The following is a 21715-nucleotide window of genomic DNA, read 5'->3' on the forward strand; positions in this document are numbered from 1 at the left end:
CCACGCCCTTGCTCGTCACCGGGCCACTGTAGCTCCGCGGCTGCCTCGCCACCGTGCCCGGCGAGGCAGCCGCGGGCGGGAGTTCAGCCCTCGGCCAGCCGCCGGGCGAAGCGGCTGGGCCGGTCGCGCCACGCAGCGTCGGCCGGGCGGGCCGGCGCGGCTCCGGTGACCACGGCGTGCGCCGCGAGCACCCCGGACACCGTGGCACCGTTCACCAGCTCGCCTGCCAGCGCCATGCGCACCGCCTCGGCGAGCGGGAACTTCCGCACCACCAGGTCGGCCTCCTCCTCGCCGAGCACCTCTCGGTCCACTGGGGACGTTTCACGGGCGAGGAACACCCGCACCACCTCGTCGGTGAAACCGGGCGAGGCGGCCACGTCGACCAGCGTCACCCAGTCGTCCGCGGCGAGCCCGACCTCCTCGACCAGCTCGCGCCGCGCCGCGTCCACCGGATCCTCGCCGGGGTGGTCGATCAGCCCGGCGGGCAGTTCCCACAGCCTGCGGCCGAGCGGATGCCGGTACTGGTGGATGAGAGTGACCGCACCGTCGGCGTCGAGCGCGAGAATCGCGACCGCACCGAGGTGTTCCACGATTTCGCGCTTCGCGGTCTCCCCGCCGGGCATCACCACGTCGTCGATCCGCAGTCCGACGACGCGTCCGATGTGGACGACCCGGGTGCCGGCGACGGCGAACTCGTGCGTGCCCGGCTCGCTCATCGGGCCGCCACCGGCGGTTCGGCCAGCTCCACCGGCAGCCGCTCGGCGACCTTGCGGTCCACCACGGCCTTCACGAACGCACTGAACAGCGGGTGCGGCCGGGTCGGGCGGCTCTTCAGCTCCGGATGTGCCTGGGTGCCCACGAAGAACGGGTGCACGCCCGCAGGCAGCTCCACGAACTCGACCAGCCGCTCGTCCGGCGAGGTGCCGGAGAACACCAGCCCGGCCTCGGAAAGCTGCTTGCGGTAGGAGTTGTTCACCTCGTAGCGATGCCGGTGCCGTTCGGACACCTCGGTGCCGCCGTACGCCTTCGCCACCTGCGAACCGGCCTTGAGTTTCGCCGGGTAGGCGCCGAGGCGCATGGTGCCGCCCATATCGCGTTCGCCTGCCACCACGTCGCGCTGGTCGGCCATCGTGGAGATCACCGGGTGCCGGGTGTCCTCGTCGAACTCCGCCGAGTTGGCGTCCTCGACGCCGGCCAGGTGCCGGGCGGACTCGATCACCATGCACTGCAGGCCGAGGCACAGCCCGAGCACCGGCACCCCGCGGGTGCGCGCGTACTCGATCGCGCCGACCTTGCCCTCGATGCCGCGGATGCCGAACCCGCCGGGGATCAGCACACCGTCCACATCGGACAGCACGGCGGCGGCACCGGCCGCGGTCTCCGCGTCGTCCGAGGCGACCCACTTGATCTCCACCTTGGCACGGTGGGCGAATCCGCCCGCGCGCAATGCCTCGGTGACCGACAGGTACGCGTCCGGCAGGTCGATGTACTTGCCCACCACGGCAACCCGCACGACCTCGTTCGGGTTGTGCACGCGGTCGAGCAGATCGCCCCACACCGTCCAGTCGACGTCGCGGAAGGGCAGGCCGAGCCGACGGACCACGTACGCGTCGAGCGCCTCGCGGTGCAGCACCTTGGGGATGTCGTAGATCGACCGCGCGTCCGGGCAGGCGATGACCGCCTCGGAGTCGACATCGCACATCAGGCCGATCTTGCGCTTGAGGTCCTCGGGGATCTCCCGGTCGGCCCGGCAGACCAGCGCGTCCGGCTGGATGCCGATGTTGCGCAGCGCGGCCACCGAATGCTGGGTCGGCTTGGTCTTGAGCTCGCCGGAGGGGGCGAGGTAGGGCACCAGCGACACGTGCAGGAAGAAGCAGTGGTCCCGGCCCACGTCGTGGCGCACCTGGCGGATCGATTCCAGGAACGGCAGCGATTCGATGTCCCCGACCGTGCCGCCGACCTCGGTGATCACCACGTCCGGGGTGCTGCCGTGCTCGTCCGGTTCGGCCGCGGCGGTGATCCGTTTCTTGATCTCGTCGGTGATGTGCGGAATGACCTGGACGGTGTCGCCGAGGTACTCGCCGCGCCGTTCCTTGGCGATCACCTCCGAGTACACCTGCCCGGTGGTCACATTGGCCTTGCCGTCGAGGTCGCGGTCGAGGAAACGCTCGTAGTGCCCGATGTCGAGATCGGTTTCCGCGCCGTCGTCGGTGACGAAGACCTCGCCGTGCTGGAACGGGTTCATCGTCCCGGGATCGACGTTGAGGTATGGATCGAGTTTCTGCATCGTGACGCGGAGCCCGCGTGAGGTGAGCAGCTGTCCGAGGCTCGACGCCGTCAGACCCTTACCCAGAGAGGAGGCGACGCCTCCGGTGACAAAGACATACTTGGTAGCCCGCGACTGAAGTCCCACGGGCCGCCAGCATATCGCACGGCCCGGGGATCGCCCGTCGGCGGCGGTCCCCGGCGCGGCGGAACCGGCCCGCACCGGCGCGCTAGGCTGCTGCGCGTGACGAATGCGCACGAAGACACCTGGCCGGCGCCGGTCGCCTCGGCCGCTCTCGACGCCACAGTGCGCGTCCCGGGATCGAAGTCGATCACGAACCGCGCGTACGTGCTTTCCGCGCTCGCGAGCGCGCCGACCCGGGTACGCGTGCCGCTCGATTCCCGCGACACCCGGCTGATGCTCGGCGCGCTCGCCACCCTGGGTGCCCGTTCCGAGGAGACCGCCGACGGGCACCTCGTGCACCCGCTCGGCTCGAACAGCGGCCGCGGTGACGAAGTGACCGTCACACTGGGCAACGCCGGGACCGTCGCACGGTTCACCCCGGCACTGGCCGCGCTGGGCAGCGCCTCCGTGCTGTTCGACGGCGACGAGGCGATCCGCCGTCGTCCGATCGACCCGTTGCTGACCGCGCTGCGCCGCCTCGGCGCGCGCATCGACGACGAGGGCCGTGGCGCCCCTCCGTTCACCGTGCACGGGGACGGCGGGCTGCGCGGCGGCAAGGTCGACCTGGATTCGTCGGCATCCAGCCAGTTCCTCTCCGCGCTGTTGCTCGCGGGCCCGGCGTTCGACCATGGCGTCACCGTGCGACTGGTGGGCGGCACGCCGCCGAGCGAACCGCACATCGCGATGACGCTGGACATGCTGCGCCGCTTCGGGGCCACAGTGGAGCGCGAGGGCAGCGAGTTCCACGTCGCACCGTCGAAGCTGTCCTGCCCGGAGTACGTGGTGGAGCCGGACCTGTCCACGGCTGCGCCGTTCCTCGCCGCGGCGGTGGTCTCCGGTGGCACGGTGCGCGTGCCGGGCTGGCCGAAGCACACCACCCAGCCCGGCGACTGGCTGCGCAGCCTGCTCCCGAACCTGGGCGCGAAGGTGACCCTGGACGACGACGGCCTCACCGTCACCGGCGGGCCGGTGATCCCCGGCGTGGAACTCGATCTGCACGAGGTCGGCGAGCTGACCCCGGTGATCGCGGCGGCACTGTGCTTCGCCGAGGGCCCGTCGGCCATCTCCGGCGTCGCGCACCTGCGCGGGCACGAGACCGACCGGCTGACCGCACTGGCCACCGAACTGACCGCGCTGGGCGCAGGCGTCACCGAGACCGGGGACGGCCTGCGCATCACCCCGGCCCCGCTGCACGGCGGCGTGTTCCACACCTACGACGACCACCGCCTGGTGATGGCCGCGGCGGTGCTCGGCCTGCGGGTGCCGGAGGTGCACGTGGAGAACCCGGGCACGGTGGGCAAGACGTTCCCGGAGTTCACGGCGACCTGGAACGAGCTGGTCGGCTGAGCCGCGTCAGGCCACCAGCCTGCGGATCTCGCCGGCCACCACGTCCGGTTCGGTGATCGGCACCAGGTGCCCGGAGCGCTCGGCGATCACCTGCCGGCCACGCGCCGAAGCCCCGGCCCGGCGTGCGTGTGCGGCGTTCGCCTCGGCCCGCACCGCGGCGTTCATCCCGTCCCCGGCGCGCTCGCCGGAAACGACCGTCACCGGGTGCGCACCGGGCGCCGGCGGGTCGCTCCGCCAGGCAGCCAGTTCGTCGAGGAACGTCCGCGCCTGTTCGGCCTGTGTGCGCAGCACCTGCGTGGTGAAGCCCTCCCGCTCCAGGTCGGCGCGGACGTCGTCGGGCAGCGCGCGCCGCATCGGCCGGTACAGCGTCTTCAGCAGTCCGGCGCCGGCAAGTATCCGGCCGGTACGCAGGAAGAGCCGCTCCGCACGGCGGAATCGGGCCGAGAACAGCACTTCCGCGGCCTCGTCGGTGGGATCGACCAGTACGAGACCCGCGATGTCCGCGGCCGTCCTCGCCGCGGCGAGCCGCACGATCGGGCCGCCCGCGCTGTGCCCGGCCAGCACGTAGCGCCCCGGTCCGAAGTGGGTCAGCACGTCGACGAGGTCGTCGGCCATCCGGTCCAGCGTGCGCCCGGCCGGATCCGGTGCACTGCGGCCCAGCCCGGACCGGTCGTAGACGACGGCCCGCGCGAACCCGGCCACGAGCGGCTGCACCAGCCCCCACGAGGACCGGCTCGTCGCGGCCCCGGCCTCGAACACCACGGTCGGTGCGGACGCGGGACCGGCCAGCACCATCGCGTGCAGCCGTCGTCCGTCCCTTGTGGACACCCATTCGGACACGCCCTGCGTGTGCGCCATCAGCGACCCCCTCGATCCGAGTTAGGGTCACCTTACTGGAACTCAGCCGGCCGGGCGCTCGTCCTCCGCGGCGTCCCCGAACAGCGCCCGCAGCGTGACCGCCCGGTTGACCCGCACGTGCTCGGCCGCGTACTCGCCGGCGCGCTGCGCGTCCCCGGACGCGATCGCCTCCACCAGACGGCGGTGCTCGTCGAGCAGTTCGCTCCAGTGCTCGTTCTGGCTGGTGAGCCAGCGCAACCGGCCCTCGAGCGGCTGCACCATCGTGGACAGCAGGCCGTTGCCCGCGATCGCCACGATCTCGTCGTGCAGCCGGGTGTTGAGCACGGTGATCCGTGCGCCCTCGCCCCGCTGGGTGGCACGTGCGGCGTCGGCGAGCAGCCGGTCGAGCCGGCGCAGCTCCGGTTTGCCCGCCCGCCGCGCGGCGAGACCTGCGGCCAGGCTCTCCAGCGCCTCCCGCACGTCGAACAGCTCCTCGACGTCCACCCGCGCCAGCTGACGCACCACCACGCGCCGGGGCGACTGCACGACCAGGAATCCCTCGGCCTCGAGGCTGCGGATCGCCTCGCGCACCGGTACCCGGGACACGCCGAGGTCCTCGGCCAGTTCGCGTTCCACGAGCCGGTCCCCCGGCCGCAGCCTGCCGGTCAGGATCCGCTCACGCAGCTCCTCGCGCACCCGCTGCCGGGTCGCCGCGAGTGGCTGCCGCTCGTCCGTCGTGTCCACCGGTCTCCTCCGCAACGCCGCCGAAACCGGCGGTAACCGGAGTTTATCCGCGGCAGGGTTGACTCGGCCGGACCGCGGGGTGATATTTGGGATCCCAAGTTTGGGATACCAAACCTGCCGGCCCGTCGAGCGGAGGCCCGCATGAAAGCCGCCTCGTCCACCGGAACCACCGTCCACGACCTGCCTGCCGACCCCGATCCGCGGCTGTGGAACGCCGATCTCGCCCCTGCCGGGAAGCGGAGCTGGAAGGTCTACGACATCTTCGCGCTGTGGATGTCGGACGTGCACAACCTCGGCAACTACACCTTCGCGGCCGGCCTGTTCGTGCTCGGCCTGTCCGCATGGCAGGTGCTGACCGCGCTGCTGTTCGGGTTCGTGATCATCTTCATCGGCATGAACCTGATGGGGCGGATCGGCCAGCGCACCGGAGTGCCGTTCCCGGTGGTCGCGCGGATCAGCTTCGGCACGTTCGGTGCGAACCTGCCCGCGCTGATCCGCGCGGTGATCGCGATCTTCTGGTACGGCATCCAGACCTACCTCGCCAGCGTCGCCATCACGCTGCTCGTGCTTGCCATCGACCCCGGCCTGAAACCGTGGACCGAGCACAGTTTCCTCGGCCTGCACGCGCTCGGCTGGATCAGCTTCCTCGCACTGTGGCTGGTGCAGGCGCTCGTGCTGACCCGCGGGATGGAGGCGGTCCGCAAGTTCCAGGACTGGTGCGGCCCGCTGATCTGGGTGGTGATGATCGCGCTCGCGGTGTGGATCCTCGCCGCCGCGCACTGGCGGATCTCGTTCACCGCCAGCCCGCGCGCACTGCCCGCCGGGGAACAGGTGCGGCAGTGGTTCGGCGCAGCCGGGCTGATCCTGTCCACCTACGGCACGCTGATGCTGAACTTCTGCGACTTCTCCCGTTTCGCCCCCGACCAGAAGACCGTGCGACGCGGCAACTTCTGGGGCCTGCCGGTCAACTCGTCGGCGTTCGCGCTGCTGTCGGTGATCGTCACCGCGGGCAGCCTGCAGGTGTTCGGCGAGGCGATCACCGACCCGGCCGAACTGCTCGCCCGCGTGCACAGCACCCCGGTGCTGATCGTGGGCGCGCTCACCTTCGCCATCGCGACCATGGGCGTGAACATCGTGGCCAACTTCGTTTCCCCCGCCTACGACCTGGCCAACATCTGGCCGAAGCGGATTTCGTTCACCGTCGGCGGGATGATCAGCGCGGTGGCCGCGCTGTGCGTGCTGCCGTGGAAGCTCTACTCGTCGCCGGTGGTGGTGAACTACTTCCTCGGCGGGCTCGGCGCGTTCCTCGGTCCGCTGTTCGGGATCATGGTCGTGGACTACTACCTGGTGCGGCGCGGGAAGATCGACGTCGGGCAGCTGTTCGCGCGCGAGAGCGGCTACCGGCGGGTGAACCCGCGGGCGATGGCGACGTTCCTGCCTTCGGCCGCGCTGTCCGCGGTGATCGCCCTGGTGCCGTTCTTCGCCCCGGCCGCGCCGTACTCGTGGTTCCTCGGCACCGCGACCGCCGGGGCACTCTACTTCGCCGTCTCAGGCCGGCAGCGGAGGTCCGCGTGCGCATCCTCGTGACCAACTGCAACACGACCGAGGCGATGACCAAGGAGATCGAAACCGGCGCCCGCGCGGCAGCGAGTCCTGGCACCGAAATCCTCGCCCGAACCCCGTTGTGGGGTCCGGAATCCGCGGAAGGCTGGCTCGACAGCTTCCTGTCCGCCGCCGCGGTACTGGACCTGCTGCGCGGGATCACCGAGCCGTTCGACGCCGTGGTGATGGCCGGCTTCGGCGAACACGGCCGCGAGGGCGCGCGGGAACTGCTGGACGTGCCGGTCGTGGACATCACCGAGGCCGCCGCCCATCTGGCCGGCCTGCTGGGACGCCGCTACGGGGTCGTCACGACGCTGGACCGTACCTGCGGGCTGATCGAGGACAGCCTGCACAGTGCGGGCGTGCACACCCACTGCGTCGCCGTGGTCGGCGCCGGGCTGGGAGTGCTGGAGCTGGGCGACGAACGGCGCACCGAATCGGCGCTGCTCACCGCCGCGCGGCGGGTCCGGGACGCGGGCGCCGAGGTGCTCGTGCTCGGCTGTGCCGGGATGACCGGGCTGGACCGGAAGATCTCCGCGATGCTCGACGTGCCCGTGGTGGACGGCGTCGCCGCGGCCGTGCGGCTCGCGGAGTCCCTGGTGGCACTGGGGCTGCACACGAGCCGGGCCGGATCCTACGCACGGCCGCTGGACAAGCGTCGTCGCTGGCCGGCCGGCTGAGCGCGGATCAGCTCGCGGCCGCCCTGGCCGGCTCCGGCTTGGCTGCGGCCCACACCGGCGGCCGTCCGGTGAGCGCCTTGCTCCACGGCAGCCGGCGCAGCACCACGACGATCACGAAGGTCAGCGCCACCACGGACGGATAGAGCGCCAGCGTGGTCCACGGGGCGCCGTAGCGATCGCCGATGAAGGAGATCAGCGGCGCCAGCAGCGCGAGCGCGATCGGATGGCTCAGGAACACTGCGAACGACCGCTCCACCGCCCAGGACACGACCCGCTCGCCCCGCCGCTTGCCATCGGCCCAGCGGGTGCCCAGTACGTACAGCCCGGCGATCGCGGCCACGCACCACGGCACCAGGTACGGGCGGAACGCGTCCGCGGCCAGCTCCGGCCACAGTCCGTTGTGGACACTCACGAAGTACCCGGTCTCGGTGAGCGCCAGTGCGGCCACGAGCCCTGCCACGACCCAGCCGCGGTGCTCGCGCAGCCAGCCGTGCATCGTCTCGAAGTGCACCGCCGCGACGGCGCCGAGCACCGAATAGAACTGGTACGGCAGCAGTGTGACGAAGAACCGGGTGACCGTGACGTAGTCCACGCTTTCCGGCGGGTAGCTGAGGAACAGGGTGATCGCGATCTGCAGCACGCCGGACACCGCGAGCACCGTCCACGGCCGGCGGCGGACCACGCCGAGCACCTTCACCACCACCGGGAACAGCAGGTACACCTGCAGCGTCACGAGCAGGAAGTACAGGTGGTACCAGGCACTGCCGGTGGCGATCTCGATCGCCAGCGCGCGCAGCTGCCCCGGCAGCGGCCCCACCGGCTGCGGCGAGGTCAGCATCGAGTAGGCCCAGTAGATCACCGACCACACCACGTAGGGCACCGCGACCAGCGGCACCCGCCGTCGCCAGAACTTCCACGCGGCCAGCGGCCGGGATCGGTACTGGAAGACCAGCACGAAGGTGGTGAGCGCGAAGAACGCCTCGCGTGTGAGGTGCAACGGCCCTTCCAGCGCGTCGGCCACCACGTCCTGCGGATAGGTCGTGGCGACGAGCACGTGCATGAAGATCACGAGGGCGAACGTGAGCACCCGGAACAGGTCCAGCTGCCGCAGGTGCGGCGATTTCGCCGGCGCGGCCGGCTCCTCCGCGCGGGTACGCGGTATCTCGGTGGTCGTCATCGTCGCGCCATGCTCCCAGGGTCGTTACCGATCATCGTGCCAGGTTCGCCTGCGCGGCTGTGAATCACCCATGATGTCCCTGAGCAGAACCTGATGGCAGGCTCGGCCGACATGCGGTTTCCGGCACCGGCGCCCGGGATGTGGGAACGGGCCCCCTTTGTACCGGACACAGGAATCGGCGGCGGTGCGGGGTTCCCTCACCCTCGAAGGGATCCCCGTGCCGCCGCCGACGAGCGGGAGCCGCCGTGCTCAGTTGCCGGTGGAACCGACCCCCGGCGCGGGTGCCTGTGCGTTGCCCGCGATGCCGTAGCGGCCGGAGCCGCCGTCGAGCTGTTCCTTCAGCGCGAGCAGGGTCGCCACCCGGCCTGCCGCGGAGTCGACGTTGTCCACAGTGGACAGGATCGAGGTGGCCGAGGTGTCCGCGCGGACCACGCCGAGCGGACCGGCCCCCTCGGCCGAGCCGGGGTCACCGGCGAGCACGGTACCCGCACCGGAACGGTCGAGCTGCGCGGCGAACCGCGCGATCGAGGCGGCCCGGTCCCCCGCGCCCTCACCGCTTTGCTGCGCGCCGGTGAGCACGACCGCCAGCTGCGCGGGCTGCACGCCCTGGCTCGGCTTCACGAACCCGCCGTCGGTGAGCCCGCTGAGCGCCGCGGCCAGCTCGTCCGGACTGGCCTGCGGTTTGGCCGTCGTCTTGTCGAGCAGCAGCACCGAACCGAGCAGCGCGCCGGCGAGCGTGCCGGAATCGCCTGCGGTCGGGAACTGCGCCCCGGCAGGCTGCAGCCGGGTCACCACGTCCCGCAGCTGGTCGGCCTTGTCCGCATCGGTGAACGCGTCGGTCAGCTGCAGTTCCCCGGTGACCGAGGCACCGGACTGGCCGATGAGCTTCTTCACCGCGTCCCGGTCGGCAGGGCGTGCGTCCTGCGTGGTCACCATCACCACGCTGCGCTTGTCCAGCGTGCCCGCCACGACCTTCGGGCCCATCGCACCGGCGAACGCGTCGGAATCGGACAGCCGCGCGTTGAGCACGTTGCGCTGTGCCTGCAGATCGGACACCTGCGTGCCCAGGTCTTCCTTCTGGTCGGACAGGCCGGACAGCAGTGAGCCGTTCAGCGCGGTCGAACCCAGCACCACGCCGACGGCCAGCGCGAGGAAGCAGGCGGTGATGGAAACGATGTGGTACCGCAGGGAAATCACGTGAAGAGCCCCTTCACCCATGCCGTGAACTGGGACCAGGTGTGCTGGATCCAGTCCAGGTAGACCGAACCGACGTCGGAGACGAGCAGCGCGGCGATCACCACGACCACCGCGGCGAGGACGAGCAGCGCGACCGCGCCGAGCGAAACCCGGCTGCGGTGCAGCGTCGCGACTGCCTTGCCGTCGACCAGTTTCGTGCCCAGCTTGAGCCGGGTGAGGAAGGTCGACGGGTTGGATCCGGACCGGCCGTGGTCGAGGAACTCGCGCAGGGTGGCCTGGAATCCGACGGTGACCACGAGGCTCGCACCGTGCGCGTCGGCCAGCAGCAGCGCGAGGTCCTCGGCGTTGCCGGACGCCGGGAAGGTGACCGCGCCGATGCCGAGGTCCTGGATGCGCTCCACCCCGGGGGCGTGTCCGTCCGGCTGCGCGGGGACCACGACCTCACCGCCGCTGTGCAGTGTCGCGGTGCCGATTCCGGTCGGGTCGCCGACGATCACGTCCGGGACGTGCCCCTGCGCGCGCAGCGTGTCCGCACCCGCGTCCACGCCGATCAGCACCGGACGGTGCTCGCCGAGGTACTTCTTGAGCCGCTTCAGGTCCTCCGCGTGCCCGGTGCCGCCTGCCACGACGAGCACGTGCCGATCGCGGATCGGCACCTTCAGCTCCGGCACGCCGACGCCGTCGAGGATCAGCGTGCGCTCGCGGCGGAGGAATTCGATGGTGTTCGCGGAGAACGCCTCCAGCTGCGTCGACATACCGGCCTTGGCCTCGATCATCTGGTCCGCGACGCTCTCCACGGACTGCTCGACGCCGGAGGCGAGCTGGCGCTCCCCCAGGTACACCGCGCCCTCGTGCACGCGCAGTTTCGTGCCGTCCTTGACCGTGCGCAACAGTTCCCCGCCGACCGAGTCGATCAGCGGAATGTCCGCGGCGACCAGGATTTCCGGGCCGAGGTTGGGAAACCGCCCGGAGATCGACGGCGACGCGTTGACCACCGCGGCGACCTCGGCGGCCACCAGCGCGTCGGCGGTGGCACGGTCGAGGTCGAGCTGGTCGAGCACGACGATGTCGCCCGCGCTCACCCGGCGCAGCAGCTCCCGCGTGCGGCGGTCGACCCGGGCCACGCCGGTGACGCCGGGTAGTGCTTCGTGGTTGCGCGCCAGCAAACCGGTGAGCTTCATGTGGCTGATGGTGACAAATTTGAGGACGAGAACACGGTCGACGCGCCGATGTGGACGTGACTCATTGTGCCGGGCCGTGTCGCCGCGGGCGTCGGATCACGGCCGGATCTCCGGGCCGCCGGCCGCAAATGTGAGGTTCGACCAGGGGCTCGCCGGATCCTCGAGCAGCAGGTGGTGGACCCGCACCGCGGTCCGGTAGTGCTCGCCGAACCGTTCGTCGTCCAGCGCCAGCACCCGGCCGAGCACGTAGCCTGCGGACAGCTCCGCCCATGACTCGTGGTAGCGGCGGGCGAGCGAACCGGCTTCCAGCACCAGCAGTTCGGCGGTGAGCGCGTCGCAGTGGCCGACGGCGAGGCCCCAGCGGACCAGCTCCACCGCGCGGCCGAGGTCCCAGCCGAGGGTGCTGCCCGCCGCACCGTCCGGTGGCAGCACGCCGTCCGCGCGCAGCCGCTGCTCGTAACGCACGTTCCGGCGGACCGCGGCGGCGAGCAGGTCCTCCTGCCCGGCCAGCTCGTGCTCCGCGCACCACGTCGAAACCAGCCGCACCCAGGCGAGCGGATCGAGGTCCGCCCCGGAGCGGGCACGCAGCACGAGTGCGAGACCGCCCGGCGTGACCGCACGGTTTTCGCCCAGCAGGCCGTCCACCGCGGTGCGCCAGCCTGCCGCGTCCGAGATGCCCCACCAGTCGTGCAGGCCGCGGATCTCGGCGACGTAGTCGTGACAGCGCGCGCCGAGCAGGTTCCACGGCTCCGCGGCGAGCACCGCTTGGTGCGCACCGCACGCGAGCGCGTGCGCGACCGGGCCTTCGAGGTGCCCGTAGCTCGCCGTGTGCAGACGCTCGACCTGCTGCTCCACCGCCGTGACCCGGTGCGGATTGGCGTCGAGCCAGCCCAGCACGGCCGACGCGCCCACCCGCCATTCGCCGGACGTGCCACGGTTGAACACCAGCTGCTCCCCGGTGCCGAGGCCGCGTACGGCCCAGTCGAGATCACCGCTGAAGAACACCACGCGGTCACCGAGATCCGGCACCGCGCCGCGCGTGAACACCTGCAGCGACAGCTCCCCTTCGTGCGGACAACACACCTTCGCCGGCGACCACACGCGCTGTTCGGCCAGCTGGTGCGCCTCGTCCCGGTGGATCGGCACGAACAGTTCCTCGTCCCCGAGCAGACCGAGGAACCGGTCGAGATCGTCGTCACGCCGGGCCCGCGCAAGCTCGGTCTCGACGTCGGCAGCCGCGATCCAGCTCATCCGAGATGATCAACCTTTCCCGACTCGCTCAACGACAGACCGGCCGCCCCCACACGGCTCCCGCCCGGCCCTTCCGGCCCGCACCGCCCATTGTCCCCCGGCGCGGAGAGACCCACTTCGCCACCCGCTCCCCGGCAACCAGCTCTCGCCGCCGCTCAACCCACGCCCGCCGACTCTCCCCGCCCGCATCCGGTTCTCCCCCGGTGCACAGGCAACCGGACCCCGACCGCCCGGCGCACACTTCCCACCCCGCCGACAACCGACCCGCCCCCCGGCTGCCCGGCAACCAGTCCTCGCGGCACGCCCCGGCCCGCGGACAACCGCCCCGCGCTCCCCGGCAACCGGCTCTCGCGCCATCCGGCCCGCCGACAACGACGCTCCCCCAAGTAGCCCATTCTCCCCGGCTCACGAGCAACCGGGTCCCCACGGCCCGCTCTCCCGCGACCGGCAGCCAACCGGCCAGCGACAATCCACTCGACCCGCACTCCCCGGCAACCAGCGCCCACGGCCTGCTCGGTCCACCCTCCCGCGGCCTCTTGTACGCGGAGCGTGCGGCAGGCAACCGGCCGGCCGCAATCCACTCGGCCCGCGGGCAACCAAGCCCTCGTGGCCACCCCGGCCCGCAATCCCGGACCCGCAACCAGCTGTCACCACGCGACCCCGCGCCGGCAACCACGTTCCCCGCGCATGGCCTGCTCTCGCGGTCCGGGGGCCGGTCCGCTCTCCCGGTGCCCCTTCCGCCGGTTCTTCCCGACGCGGGCGGGTCGTTGCTTCCCGCCGCGCGGTCCGGAAGCGGCTCGTGAAATCCGGTTCACCTCGGCACGGGCCCGTTCGCGGCCGGCCGAAGCCCGTGCGGCCCCGTCCGGAGCCGGGCAGTCCACCCCGGGCTCCGGATCGGCGGCCGGGCCCGCTGCACCCGACGTGCGTGTTGTGGATGCTCAGTTCTTCTTGGCTCGCTTGCGTTTTCCCGCGCCGCCGGGCTTCGCGGGTGCGTTCTTGTCCTTCTCCGCCGTCGCGAGCAGTTCCTCGGCGTGCGCGCGGCCGGTCTCGGTGCCGTCCATCCCGGCCAGCATCCTGGCCAGTTCGCGTACCCGGTCGCTCTGCTCCAGCAGTTTCACCCCGCTGCGCGTGACACCGCCGCTGGTGCCCTTGTCCACCACCAGATGCTGGTCGGCGAACGCAGCCACCTGCGGCAGGTGCGTGACCACCAGGACCTGGTGGGTACGGGCCAGCCGGGCGAGCCGGCGGCCGATCTCCACTGCGGCCCGTCCGCCGACGCCGGCGTCGACCTCGTCGAAGACCAGCGTCTGCACGGTGTCCGCATGCGCGAGCACCACCTCGATCGCCAGCATCACGCGGGACAGCTCGCCGCCCGACGCGGCCTTGTGCACCGGCAGCGGCGGAGCGCCGTCGTGTGCCCGCAGCAGCAGTTCGACCTCGTCCACGCCGTCCGGGCCGGCGTGCACCGCATGCCCGTCGATGGCGAGCGCCTGCTGGTCGCCGTGCTCGGCCGGGCGCTGGTCGACGGTGATCTCCAGCTCTGCCTGCCCCATCGCGAGGCCGGACAGCTCCTTGGTGATCGCGGTGGCCAGTTCGGCGGCCGCTTTGCCGCGCGCCGCGGACACTTCGGTGGCATGCCCGACCAACTGCTGTGCCAGCTCGTCGCGGCGAGCGGCCAACGCTGCCAAAGCCTCGTCGGAGGTGTCCACCGACTCGAGCCGGCGGCGAGCGTCCTGCGCCCACGCCAGCACGCCGTCGACGTCCGCGGCGTACTTGCGGGTGAGCCGTTTCAGATCGGCCTGGCGCGCGAGGACCTTTTCCAGCAGCGCCGGATCGGCGTCCAGATTCTCCAGGTAGCCGCCCAGCTCCGCACCCACGTCGCCGAGCAGCATCGACGCTTCTTCCAGGCGGGGGGCGAGGTCGCGCAGCGCGGAATCCTCGGCAGCGGCCAGCCGGCGCACCGCCTCGCCGACCAGCCCGAGTGCGCCGGGCGCGTCCGGATCGCCGTCCGCGGAACCGGACACCGCAGCGTGTGCCTCGGTGGCTGTCGCGCGCAGTTCGTCGACCGCGGCGAGCCGCTTGATCTGCTCGGTGAGCTCCACGTCCTCGCCCGGTTCGGGGGCCACCGCATCGATCTCGGTGAGACCGTGCTTGAGCAGATCCGCCTGCTGCGCCATTTCCCGCGAACGGCTGGAGCGCTCGGTCAGCTCGGCGAGCACGGTCAGCCATTCCGCCCGCACGTCGCGGTAGGCGGTGAGCGGCCCGGCCACGGAGTCGCCTGCAAAGCGGTCGATCACCGCGCGCTGTTCGGACGGGCGCAGCAGCCGCAGCTGGTCGTTCTGCCCGTGCACGGCGATCACCTGCTCGGACAGCTCCGCCAGCACCCCGACCGGCACCGACCGGCCGCCGAGGTGCGCTCTCGAGCGGCCGTCGACCGCGACTGTGCGCAGCGCGATCACACTGCCGTCCTCGTCGACGTCCGCGCCCGCGTCGGTGACGATGCGATTCGCCGCGTCGTCCTTCCCGAGGGTGAACCGCCCCTCGACGAAGGCCTTCAACATCCCGTTCCGGACCTTGGACGCCTCGGCCCGCCCGCCGGAAAGCAGGTGCAGCCCGGTCACGACCATGGTCTTGCCCGCACCCGTCTCACCGGTCACGACGGTGAAGCCCGGGTGCAGTTCCAGCAGGGCTTCCTCGATGACTCCGAGGCCCTGGATGCGCATCTCGGCCAGCACGAGGCCTACCGTAGCCGTCCCCACCGACGTTCTGTGCGCCCGTCCACCGGTTAATCTTCTTTTCGCTGGTCGAACACCTGTGCGGGCGCGTCGCCCGGATCACATCGCGCGGCCGCCACTGCGCCGTTCCCGCCAGCTGCGCACCGGCAGGCCGAACTTGTGCACCAGCCGGTCGGTGAACACGCCCTCGCGCAGCCGGACCAGCCGCACCGGCCGCTGCCCGCACACGACCTGCACCAGCGCGCCGGGCTGCAGATCGAAGGTGCGCAGGCCGTCGCAGGTCAGCACGGCTTTCGGCCCGGTCGGATCGATGCCGACCGAGATCACCGACGAGGGCGACACGACCAGCGGCCGGGAGAACATCGCGTGCGCGTTGTTCGGCACCACCAGCAGCGCCTCGACGTCCGGCCAGAGGATCGGGCCGCCGGCGGAGAACGCGTATGCGGTGGAGCCGGTCGGGGTCGCGCACAGCACGCCGTCACAGCCGAACGACGACACCGGCCGCCCGTCGACCTCGATCAGCGCGTCCAGCACCCGCTCGCGGGTGAACTTCTCGACACTGGCCTCGTTGAGCGCCCAGGTCCGGTACAGCTCGGTGCCGGCGTCGGTGACCGTGACGTCCACGGTCATCCGGTCCTCGACGTGGTACTCGCCGTCGACCACCTGCTGCACGGCGTCCCCCAGGGCCTCCGAATCGGCCTCGGCCAGGAAGCCCACGCGGCCGAGGTTCACGCCCAGCACCGGCACCCCGGCCGGGCGGGCCAGCTCGGCTGCCCGCAGCAGCGTGCCATCGCCGCCGAGCACGAAGACCAGCTCGGCGCCGCGGGCGGGATCGTCCTGCGGGGCGACCACCGTGCACGGCATCGCCATGCAGCCGTCCGGATCGATCAGCTTCAGCATGTCCTCGTCGGTCACGCGCAGCCGGATCCCGGCCTTGGCGAACCGCTGGGACACCTCGCGGGCGGCCTCCCGGGTGGTCTCCCGGTCGGGATGCGCCACCAGCAGCACTTCACGTTCGGCGGTCACTGGGGTCCTTCCTGCACCGCGGCCCGCACGAGCCGCTCGGCATCGTCCACAGTGCCACCGATGTCCTGCTCCGCGCCCGGATCCTGCCGCCGCAACCACACGAAGTACTCGACATTGCCTGCCGGACCGGGCAGCGGGCTTGCCACGACCCCGTGCACCGCCAGCCCGAGTTTCGCGGCCTCGGCGAGCACGCCGAGCACGGATTCCGCGCGCAGCTGCGGATCCCGCACGACGCCGCCGCTGCCGAGCCGGTCCTTCCCGACCTCGAACTGCGGTTTGACCATCGGCACCAGGTCGGCGCCTTCGGCGGCGCACGCGACGAGCGCGGGCAGCACGAGCTTCAACGAGATGAACGACAGGTCTCCGACCACGAGATCGACCTGTCCGCCGAGGTCTTCGGGCGTCAGGTTCCGCACATTGGTGCGGTCGAGCACGACCACGCGTTCGTCGGTGCGCAGCCGCCAGTCGAGCAGCCCGCGTCCGACGTCGGCGGCGAGCACCGTCTTCGCGCCGCCCCGCAGCAGGACGTCGGTGAACCCACCGGTGGACGCGCCCGCGTCGAGGCAGCGGCGGCCTTCGACGATGAGTCCCTGCGGGCCGAACGCGTCGAGGGCGCCGAGCAGTTTGTGCGCGCCGCGCGAAGCCCAGCCGGGGTCGTCCTCGTCCTTCACGACGATGGGCGCGTCGGATTCGACGCTGGTGGCGGCTTTGCTCGCAACCATGCCGCGCACGGTGACCTTGCCACCGGCGATGAGTGCCGAGGCCTGTTCGCGGGAACGGGCGAGGCCGCGCCGTACCAGTTCCGCGTCGAGGCGGGCCCTTCTGGGCACTCCGCTCAGACCTTGTCGATGCTGGACAAGGCCACGGTCAGCTCGGTGTGCACGGCCTCGAACCGGTCCACGTGCTCGGCAGGCGGCAGCCGGTCCAGATCGTCGAGTCCGGCGACGGCCTCGTCGATCCCCGCCCGCGGGTCGGTCTGCTGCGGGCCGGGACCGGGAATCGGCGGTGGCCCGGGAACGGGCTGCGGGACGTTCGGATGCACGGGCCCAAACTACCAGTCAGGCCAGGCCGAGCCGGGTCAGCGCGGCACCGGCCGTGTCGCCTTCGGCGCGCACCGTGGTCACCCCGCTGCGCCAGGCGACGGCGCAGAGCGCGCGGAGCAGGTCAAGCCGGTCACCCTCGCCCCGCACGGTGAGCACGTCCCCCTCGTCCACCTGCCAGCCGGGCCGTGGGCCGACGCGGAGTTCGTCGGCCGGACGGCTCAGTGCGGTCAGGTCAGCGCTGAGGTGGGTGGGCCGCTCCTGCGGGATCGCGCGCACCAGCGTGGCCGGCGTCGCGACCCCGGTCAGCACGCACAGCACGTCGAGGCCTGCCGCGAGGGCACCGGCGATGTCGGTGTCCAGCCGATCGCCGACGACCAGCGGACGGTCCGCTCCGGCCGAGCGCGCGGCCGTCTCGAACAGCAGCGGCTGCGGTTTCCCGGCGACCACCGGTTCGACCTCGGTGGCCGTGCGCAGGGCGGCGACCATGGAGCCGTTGCCCGGCAACAGCCCACGCTCGCTGGGCAAGGTGGCGTCGACATTGCACGCCACCCACAGCGCGCCCGCGCGGATCGCGAGGCACGCTTCGGCGAGATCGGCCCACGCGTTGTCCGGCGAATGCCCCTGTACCACCGCGGCTACCGCTTCGCCGGCCTTCCGCACCGGTTTGAGCCCGGCCGCAGCGACCTCGTCCGCCAGCGACTCGGTACCGACCACGAGGACCTCGGCACCTTCCGGCAGCCGTTCGCCGAGGACAGCCGCCCCGGCCTGGGCGCTCGTGTGCACCTCCTCGGCGTCCGCGGACAGCCCCAGCTGCTTCAGGTGCGCGACGACGTCCGCGGGCGCTTTCGAGGCGTTGTTGGTCACGAACCGCACGGCTGTGCCCTGGTCCCGCACCGCGGTCACCGTCTCGGGCGCGCCGGGGATCACCTGCGTGCCGTGGTACACGGTGCCGTCGAGGTCGAACAGCACCGCGTCGTACCCAGCGTCACTCATTCGCCAGGTCCGCAGCCCGTTCGGCGGCGTCGGTCTCGTCCTCGGCGTCGGCCTCCGACGCGTTGAGGAACCAGCGCACGGCTTCTTCCGTACGTCCCGCGGCCGCGAGGTTGTCCGCGTAGGCGTAGAACAGCCGCGCACTCCACGGGTCACGCCTGCCCGCCTCGAGATCCGGGCCTTGCAACGACACGACCGCGGCGTCCACCTGCCCGAGATCCCGCCGCGCCCCGGCGGCGACGATCGCCAGCTCGACCCGGGTGGCCTTGGTGAGCCGTTCCTTGTCGGTCTCCTTGGCCAGGTCGAGTGCCCGCTCCGGCCGTCCGAGGGCACGCTCGGCGTCGGCGATCACCGCGATGTGCTCGTCGCTGCGGGTCATCCGCCGCACCGCACGCAGCTCGGACAGGGCTTCCTGCCAGTTGCCGGCGTGGTAGGCGACGAGTCCCAGTCCCTCTCGCACGATGGGCACGCGCGAAGCCTTGGCCTTGGCGTACCGGGCATGCGCGAGCGCCGCCTCCGGATCACTGTCGACGAGCCCGCCCGCGGCCGCGAGGTGCTTGCCGATGGTCTCCGCCAGTCCCTTCGGCAACGTCCGCAGCTCCCGCCGGACCTCCTCGTCGAGATCGGAGAACTCGACCTCCTCCGGCAGCTCGGGAGCGGCGAGCAGCTCGCGGGCCAGCGCCGCGTCGTCCAGCCCTTCCCGACTGCCACGCCCTTCCGCCGGACCACGCCGGTCCTGCTGATCACGCCGGTCGCGCCGGCCACGCTCCGGCCGCTCGGTCCGCGGCCCGCCCCGGTCATCGGGACCACGCCCGTCGCGCCGGCCGTAGTCGTCCCGCTGCCCACGCTCGTCCCGCTGCCCACGCCGGTCCTGCTGACCGGGCCCGTCCTGCCGACCACGGCTGTCCTGCTGACCGCGTCCGTCCCGGTGCCCACGACTGTCTTGCTGGCCGGACCCGTCCCGGTGCCCACGACTGTCTTGGTGACCGTCTCGATCGCGCGGGCCCGGTCCGTCCTGCCCGCCGCGCCCGGCCTCCCGGCCACGCTCGTCGTCCTGATCCCGCCGGCCGGGCTCATCTCGGGAACTACTCCCGTCCCCCTGGCCAGACTCATCTCGGAAACCAAGCCCGTCGCCCACTGCACGCTCAGTCCGCGAACCACTGACGTCCTGCCGGTCACCTTCGCCGCGGGAACGGGCGTCGCCGCCAGGCCCAGCGTCATCCCGCGAGCCAACGCCGTCGCCAGCCCCAGCATCGCCACGGGAACCAGCGTCATCCCGGGAACCAACACCGTCGCCAGCCGCAACGTCGTTCCGGGCACCAGTGTCGTTCCGCGATTCGCTGCCCGGACCTGCGCCGCCGTCGGAGCGGTCGAGCTCGTCGTCAGTTCCTCCGCCGGGCCGAACGTCCCCCTCACGACCGCCACGCTCACCACTGGCGCCCCGGCTGTCGCTTTCGCGCCCGTCTTCCCGGTCGCCTCCGCCGGCACTTCCGTGCCCGCCACTGCGGTCGCCCCGGTCGTCGCTTTGCCGGTCACCGCTGTCGGACTGGTCTGCTGCGTCCCGCCCACGCGTGAACTCGGTCGATTCGCCTTCACCCACAACGATTTCCGCGCCACGCCCGGTCACCGCGGCGTCGAGCTGCTCCTCGCGGCCGACCGGCTCACCGGCAGCGGCACGTTCGGGCTCCTGCGTGTGCTCCGCCCGATCCGTACGCTCTTCCCGGACCTCGTCGCGCGCACCACGCTCGTCCGACCGGTCACGGAAACCGCCGCCGGAACGATGGTCCGGCCGGAGCCCGCCACGGTCGCCCTGTTCGTCACGCCGGAATCCGCCGCCGGCGCCCTGACGATTCCGGGATTCGTCGCCTCGATCCCGACGGTCTCCCGAACCCCCACGCTCGTCCCGCCGGTCACCGCGGTAACCGCCACCGCCCCGATCGTCGCGGTAGCCACCAGGCCGATCCTGCCGGTCTTTGCGGAAACCACCTTCGTTCTTCCGGAAACCACGATCTGCTCGGGCACCACCGTCGCGATCGCCCTGGACCCGCCGGTCGTCCTTGCGGAATCCGCGATCGTCCCGGGTTCCTCCCCGAGCGCCGCCCGATCCGCCGCCGGCACGATCACCGCGGTATCCACCCTGCGCACGGTCGTCGCGGTACCCACTGGAACCACGCTCGTCCCGACGGTCCCCGCGATACCCACTCGCCCCGCGGTCATCCCGCCGGAACCCACCAGAGCCACGGTCGTCACGGCGATCCGCACGGAATCCCCCGGAGCCACGCTCACCCCGGTACCCGCCGGTGCCACGATCGTCCGGCCGGTTACCGCGGTACCCACCCGAGCCGCGGTCGTCGCGACGGTCCCCACGGGCCCCAGCAGCCCCACGGTCGTCTCGGCGATCTCCACGAAAACCACCGGAGCCACGGTCATCACGGCGGTGCCCGCCGGAGCCACCGTCGTCGCGGTATCCACCGGAGCCCCGATTGTCTCGACGGTCACCGCGATACCCGCCGGAATCGCGATCGTCACGACGGCCACCGCGGTTTCCGCCGAACCCACGGTCGTCCGGACGGCCACCGCGGTACCCGCCGGCACCGCGATCGTCCGGACGGCCACCGCGGTATCCACCGGAGCCGCGGTCGTCACGACGGAATCCCTTGTCCTGCGCACCGCGGTCGTCCCGGAAGCTCCGGGAGTCCCGGTTGCCACCGCCGGTGCGGCGATCGTTGTCGCGGTATCCGCTTCGCTGGTCGCCGCCGCGAAAGCCGCCGCCGCGCCGGTCGTCGCCGCGCGAGCCGCCTCGGTCGTCCCGGTACCGCGCGGAGGAGTCGGCGCGGTAGGCGGATTTGCCCTGCGGCCGGTCGCCGGAACGGCTGTCGAAGCCGCGGCGGTCCCCGTCGTCACGTTTGCCTTGGTAGCCACGGTTTTCCCGCGAACCATCACCCCGCCCGGCCCGGCCGGCGAAACCGCCCGCGCCGCGCGCACCGCGATCGTCCCGGCGGGGGCGGCCCTGGTGGCCGCTGTCACGTCCGCCTCGGTCCTGCTTCGCGCCGCGCCGGTCTCCCCGGGGCGCGTCGGACCGGCTGCCACGGGAGTCCTGGTCGCGGCGAGCCGACCGTCCGGACCCCTCATCCGCTGAGTCCCGTCGACCGAACTCGGACACCTGGCCTCCTGCCATCGAAAACTCTTGAATTCTCACGGGTGGTCCGCTATAGGGACCGACTGACCATCCTACGGGGACCTTCGGCGCTCACCGAAGCCGGGCGCCCCAACCGGACGCAGACATGAAGAAAGTGGTGGTGTGGGTTGGGGTCTGGGAGAACCGTGCTCGGGTTCTCGACCGGGGCCCCGCCCCACACCACCACTACCTTTTTTGGGTTGAGTTCGGCGGTGTCCTACTCTCCCACAACCCTTCGGTTGCAGTACCATCGGCGCTGTCAGGCTTAGCTTCCGGGT

General features: G+C 71.9%; 18 protein-coding genes and 1 rRNA gene. 4 read left to right on the plus strand and 15 right to left on the minus strand.

What is annotated here, in order from left to right; genetic code table 11:
• Window positions 1–83: 83 nt before the first annotated feature.
• Window positions 84–716 (minus strand): NUDIX domain-containing protein, encoded by a 633-nt coding sequence (locus ABD793_RS37415; protein WP_344868212.1) that lies wholly within the window; start codon window positions 714–716, stop codon window positions 84–86.
• Window positions 713–2413 carry a CTP synthase gene (gene pyrG, locus ABD793_RS37420; RefSeq protein ID WP_344868213.1) on the minus strand — a complete coding sequence of 567 codons (1701 nt, stop codon included), beginning with the start codon at window positions 2411–2413 and terminating at the stop codon, window positions 713–715. The genes ABD793_RS37415 and pyrG overlap by 4 nt, the downstream gene beginning before the upstream one ends.
• 96 nt (window positions 2414–2509) lie before the next feature.
• Here pyrG and aroA point away from each other — a divergent pair, with 96 nt between their 5' ends.
• Entirely contained in the window at window positions 2510–3796 is a 1287-nt protein-coding gene (aroA, locus tag ABD793_RS37425; protein WP_344868214.1) for a 3-phosphoshikimate 1-carboxyvinyltransferase, read from the plus strand.
• Window positions 3797–3802: 6 nt separating this feature from the next.
• Here aroA and ABD793_RS37430 read toward each other — a convergent pair whose 3' ends face one another.
• Together ABD793_RS37430 and ABD793_RS37435 are read right to left on the minus strand one after the other, a co-directional pair.
• A complete protein-coding gene (locus ABD793_RS37430; protein WP_344868215.1) occupies window positions 3803–4654 on the minus strand; it encodes an alpha/beta fold hydrolase in 852 nt (283 codons plus the stop codon).
• Between the two features lie 42 nt (window positions 4655–4696).
• On the minus strand, window positions 4697–5377 hold the full coding sequence (locus ABD793_RS37435; RefSeq protein ID WP_344868216.1) for a GntR family transcriptional regulator: 681 nt from the start codon (window positions 5375–5377) through the stop codon (window positions 4697–4699).
• Between the two features lie 141 nt (window positions 5378–5518).
• On the opposite strand from ABD793_RS37435, the gene ABD793_RS37440 reads away from it, so the two are divergent.
• The gene (locus ABD793_RS37440; RefSeq protein WP_344868218.1) at window positions 5519–6964 is read left to right on the plus strand and encodes an NCS1 family nucleobase:cation symporter-1; all 1446 of its coding nucleotides are present in this window, start codon (window positions 5519–5521) and stop codon (window positions 6962–6964) included.
• Window positions 6949–7659, plus strand: a complete 711-nt coding sequence (locus ABD793_RS37445) for an aspartate/glutamate racemase family protein (protein WP_344868219.1) — start codon at window positions 6949–6951, stop codon at window positions 7657–7659. The genes ABD793_RS37440 and ABD793_RS37445 overlap by 16 nt, the downstream gene beginning before the upstream one ends.
• A gap of 7 nt (window positions 7660–7666) precedes the next feature.
• On the opposite strand, the gene ABD793_RS37450 is transcribed toward ABD793_RS37445, so the two are convergent.
• The 10 genes from ABD793_RS37450 to ABD793_RS37495 form a co-directional block, all read right to left on the minus strand.
• Window positions 7667–8836: an acyltransferase gene (locus ABD793_RS37450; protein WP_344868220.1), complete on the minus strand. Its 1170-nt coding sequence runs from the start codon at window positions 8834–8836 to the stop codon at window positions 7667–7669.
• 249 nt (window positions 8837–9085) lie between these two features.
• Window positions 9086–10033, minus strand: coding sequence for a copper transporter (locus ABD793_RS37455; RefSeq protein ID WP_344868221.1), 948 nt, complete (start codon window positions 10031–10033; stop codon window positions 9086–9088).
• Window positions 10030–11214 (minus strand): putative cytokinetic ring protein SteA, encoded by a 1185-nt coding sequence (gene steA / locus ABD793_RS37460; RefSeq protein WP_344868222.1) that lies wholly within the window; start codon window positions 11212–11214, stop codon window positions 10030–10032. Before steA ends, ABD793_RS37455 begins: the two co-directional genes overlap by 4 nt.
• A 96-nt stretch (window positions 11215–11310) precedes the next feature.
• The gene (locus tag ABD793_RS37465) at window positions 11311–12465 is read right to left on the minus strand and encodes a DUF1266 domain-containing protein (protein WP_344868224.1); all 1155 of its coding nucleotides are present in this window, start codon (window positions 12463–12465) and stop codon (window positions 11311–11313) included.
• A gap of 938 nt (window positions 12466–13403) precedes the next feature.
• Window positions 13404–15200, minus strand: coding sequence for a DNA repair protein RecN (recN, locus tag ABD793_RS37470; protein WP_344868226.1), 1797 nt, complete (start codon window positions 15198–15200; stop codon window positions 13404–13406).
• 99 nt (window positions 15201–15299) lie between these two features.
• Window positions 15300–16226 (minus strand): NAD kinase, encoded by a 927-nt coding sequence (locus ABD793_RS37475; RefSeq protein ID WP_344868228.1) that lies wholly within the window; start codon window positions 16224–16226, stop codon window positions 15300–15302.
• Entirely contained in the window at window positions 16223–17056 is an 834-nt protein-coding gene (locus tag ABD793_RS37480; protein WP_344868230.1) for a TlyA family RNA methyltransferase, read from the minus strand. The genes ABD793_RS37475 and ABD793_RS37480 overlap by 4 nt, the downstream gene beginning before the upstream one ends.
• 5 nt (window positions 17057–17061) lie before the next feature.
• Window positions 17062–17268: a hypothetical protein gene (locus tag ABD793_RS37485; protein WP_344868232.1), complete on the minus strand. Its 207-nt coding sequence runs from the start codon at window positions 17266–17268 to the stop codon at window positions 17062–17064.
• 16 nt (window positions 17269–17284) lie between these two features.
• Window positions 17285–18262, minus strand: coding sequence for an HAD-IIA family hydrolase (locus ABD793_RS37490; RefSeq protein ID WP_344868234.1), 978 nt, complete (start codon window positions 18260–18262; stop codon window positions 17285–17287).
• Window positions 18255–18728, minus strand: coding sequence for a tetratricopeptide repeat protein (locus tag ABD793_RS37495; protein ID WP_344868236.1), 474 nt, complete (start codon window positions 18726–18728; stop codon window positions 18255–18257). The genes ABD793_RS37490 and ABD793_RS37495 overlap by 8 nt, the downstream gene beginning before the upstream one ends.
• A 30-nt stretch (window positions 18729–18758) precedes the next feature.
• Between ABD793_RS37495 and ABD793_RS37500 the strand changes: the two genes are divergently transcribed.
• On the plus strand, window positions 18759–21398 hold the full coding sequence (locus tag ABD793_RS37500) for a hypothetical protein (RefSeq protein ID WP_344868238.1): 2640 nt from the start codon (window positions 18759–18761) through the stop codon (window positions 21396–21398).
• A gap of 243 nt (window positions 21399–21641) precedes the next feature.
• Here the strand turns inward: ABD793_RS37500 and rrf are convergent.
• A 5S ribosomal RNA gene (rrf, locus tag ABD793_RS42900) occupies window positions 21642–21715 on the minus strand; the annotation flags it as partial.

It is taken from the genome of Amycolatopsis ultiminotia (assembly GCF_039536925.1).
In the GTDB taxonomy this organism is placed as follows: domain Bacteria; phylum Actinomycetota; class Actinomycetes; order Mycobacteriales; family Pseudonocardiaceae; genus Amycolatopsis; species Amycolatopsis ultiminotia.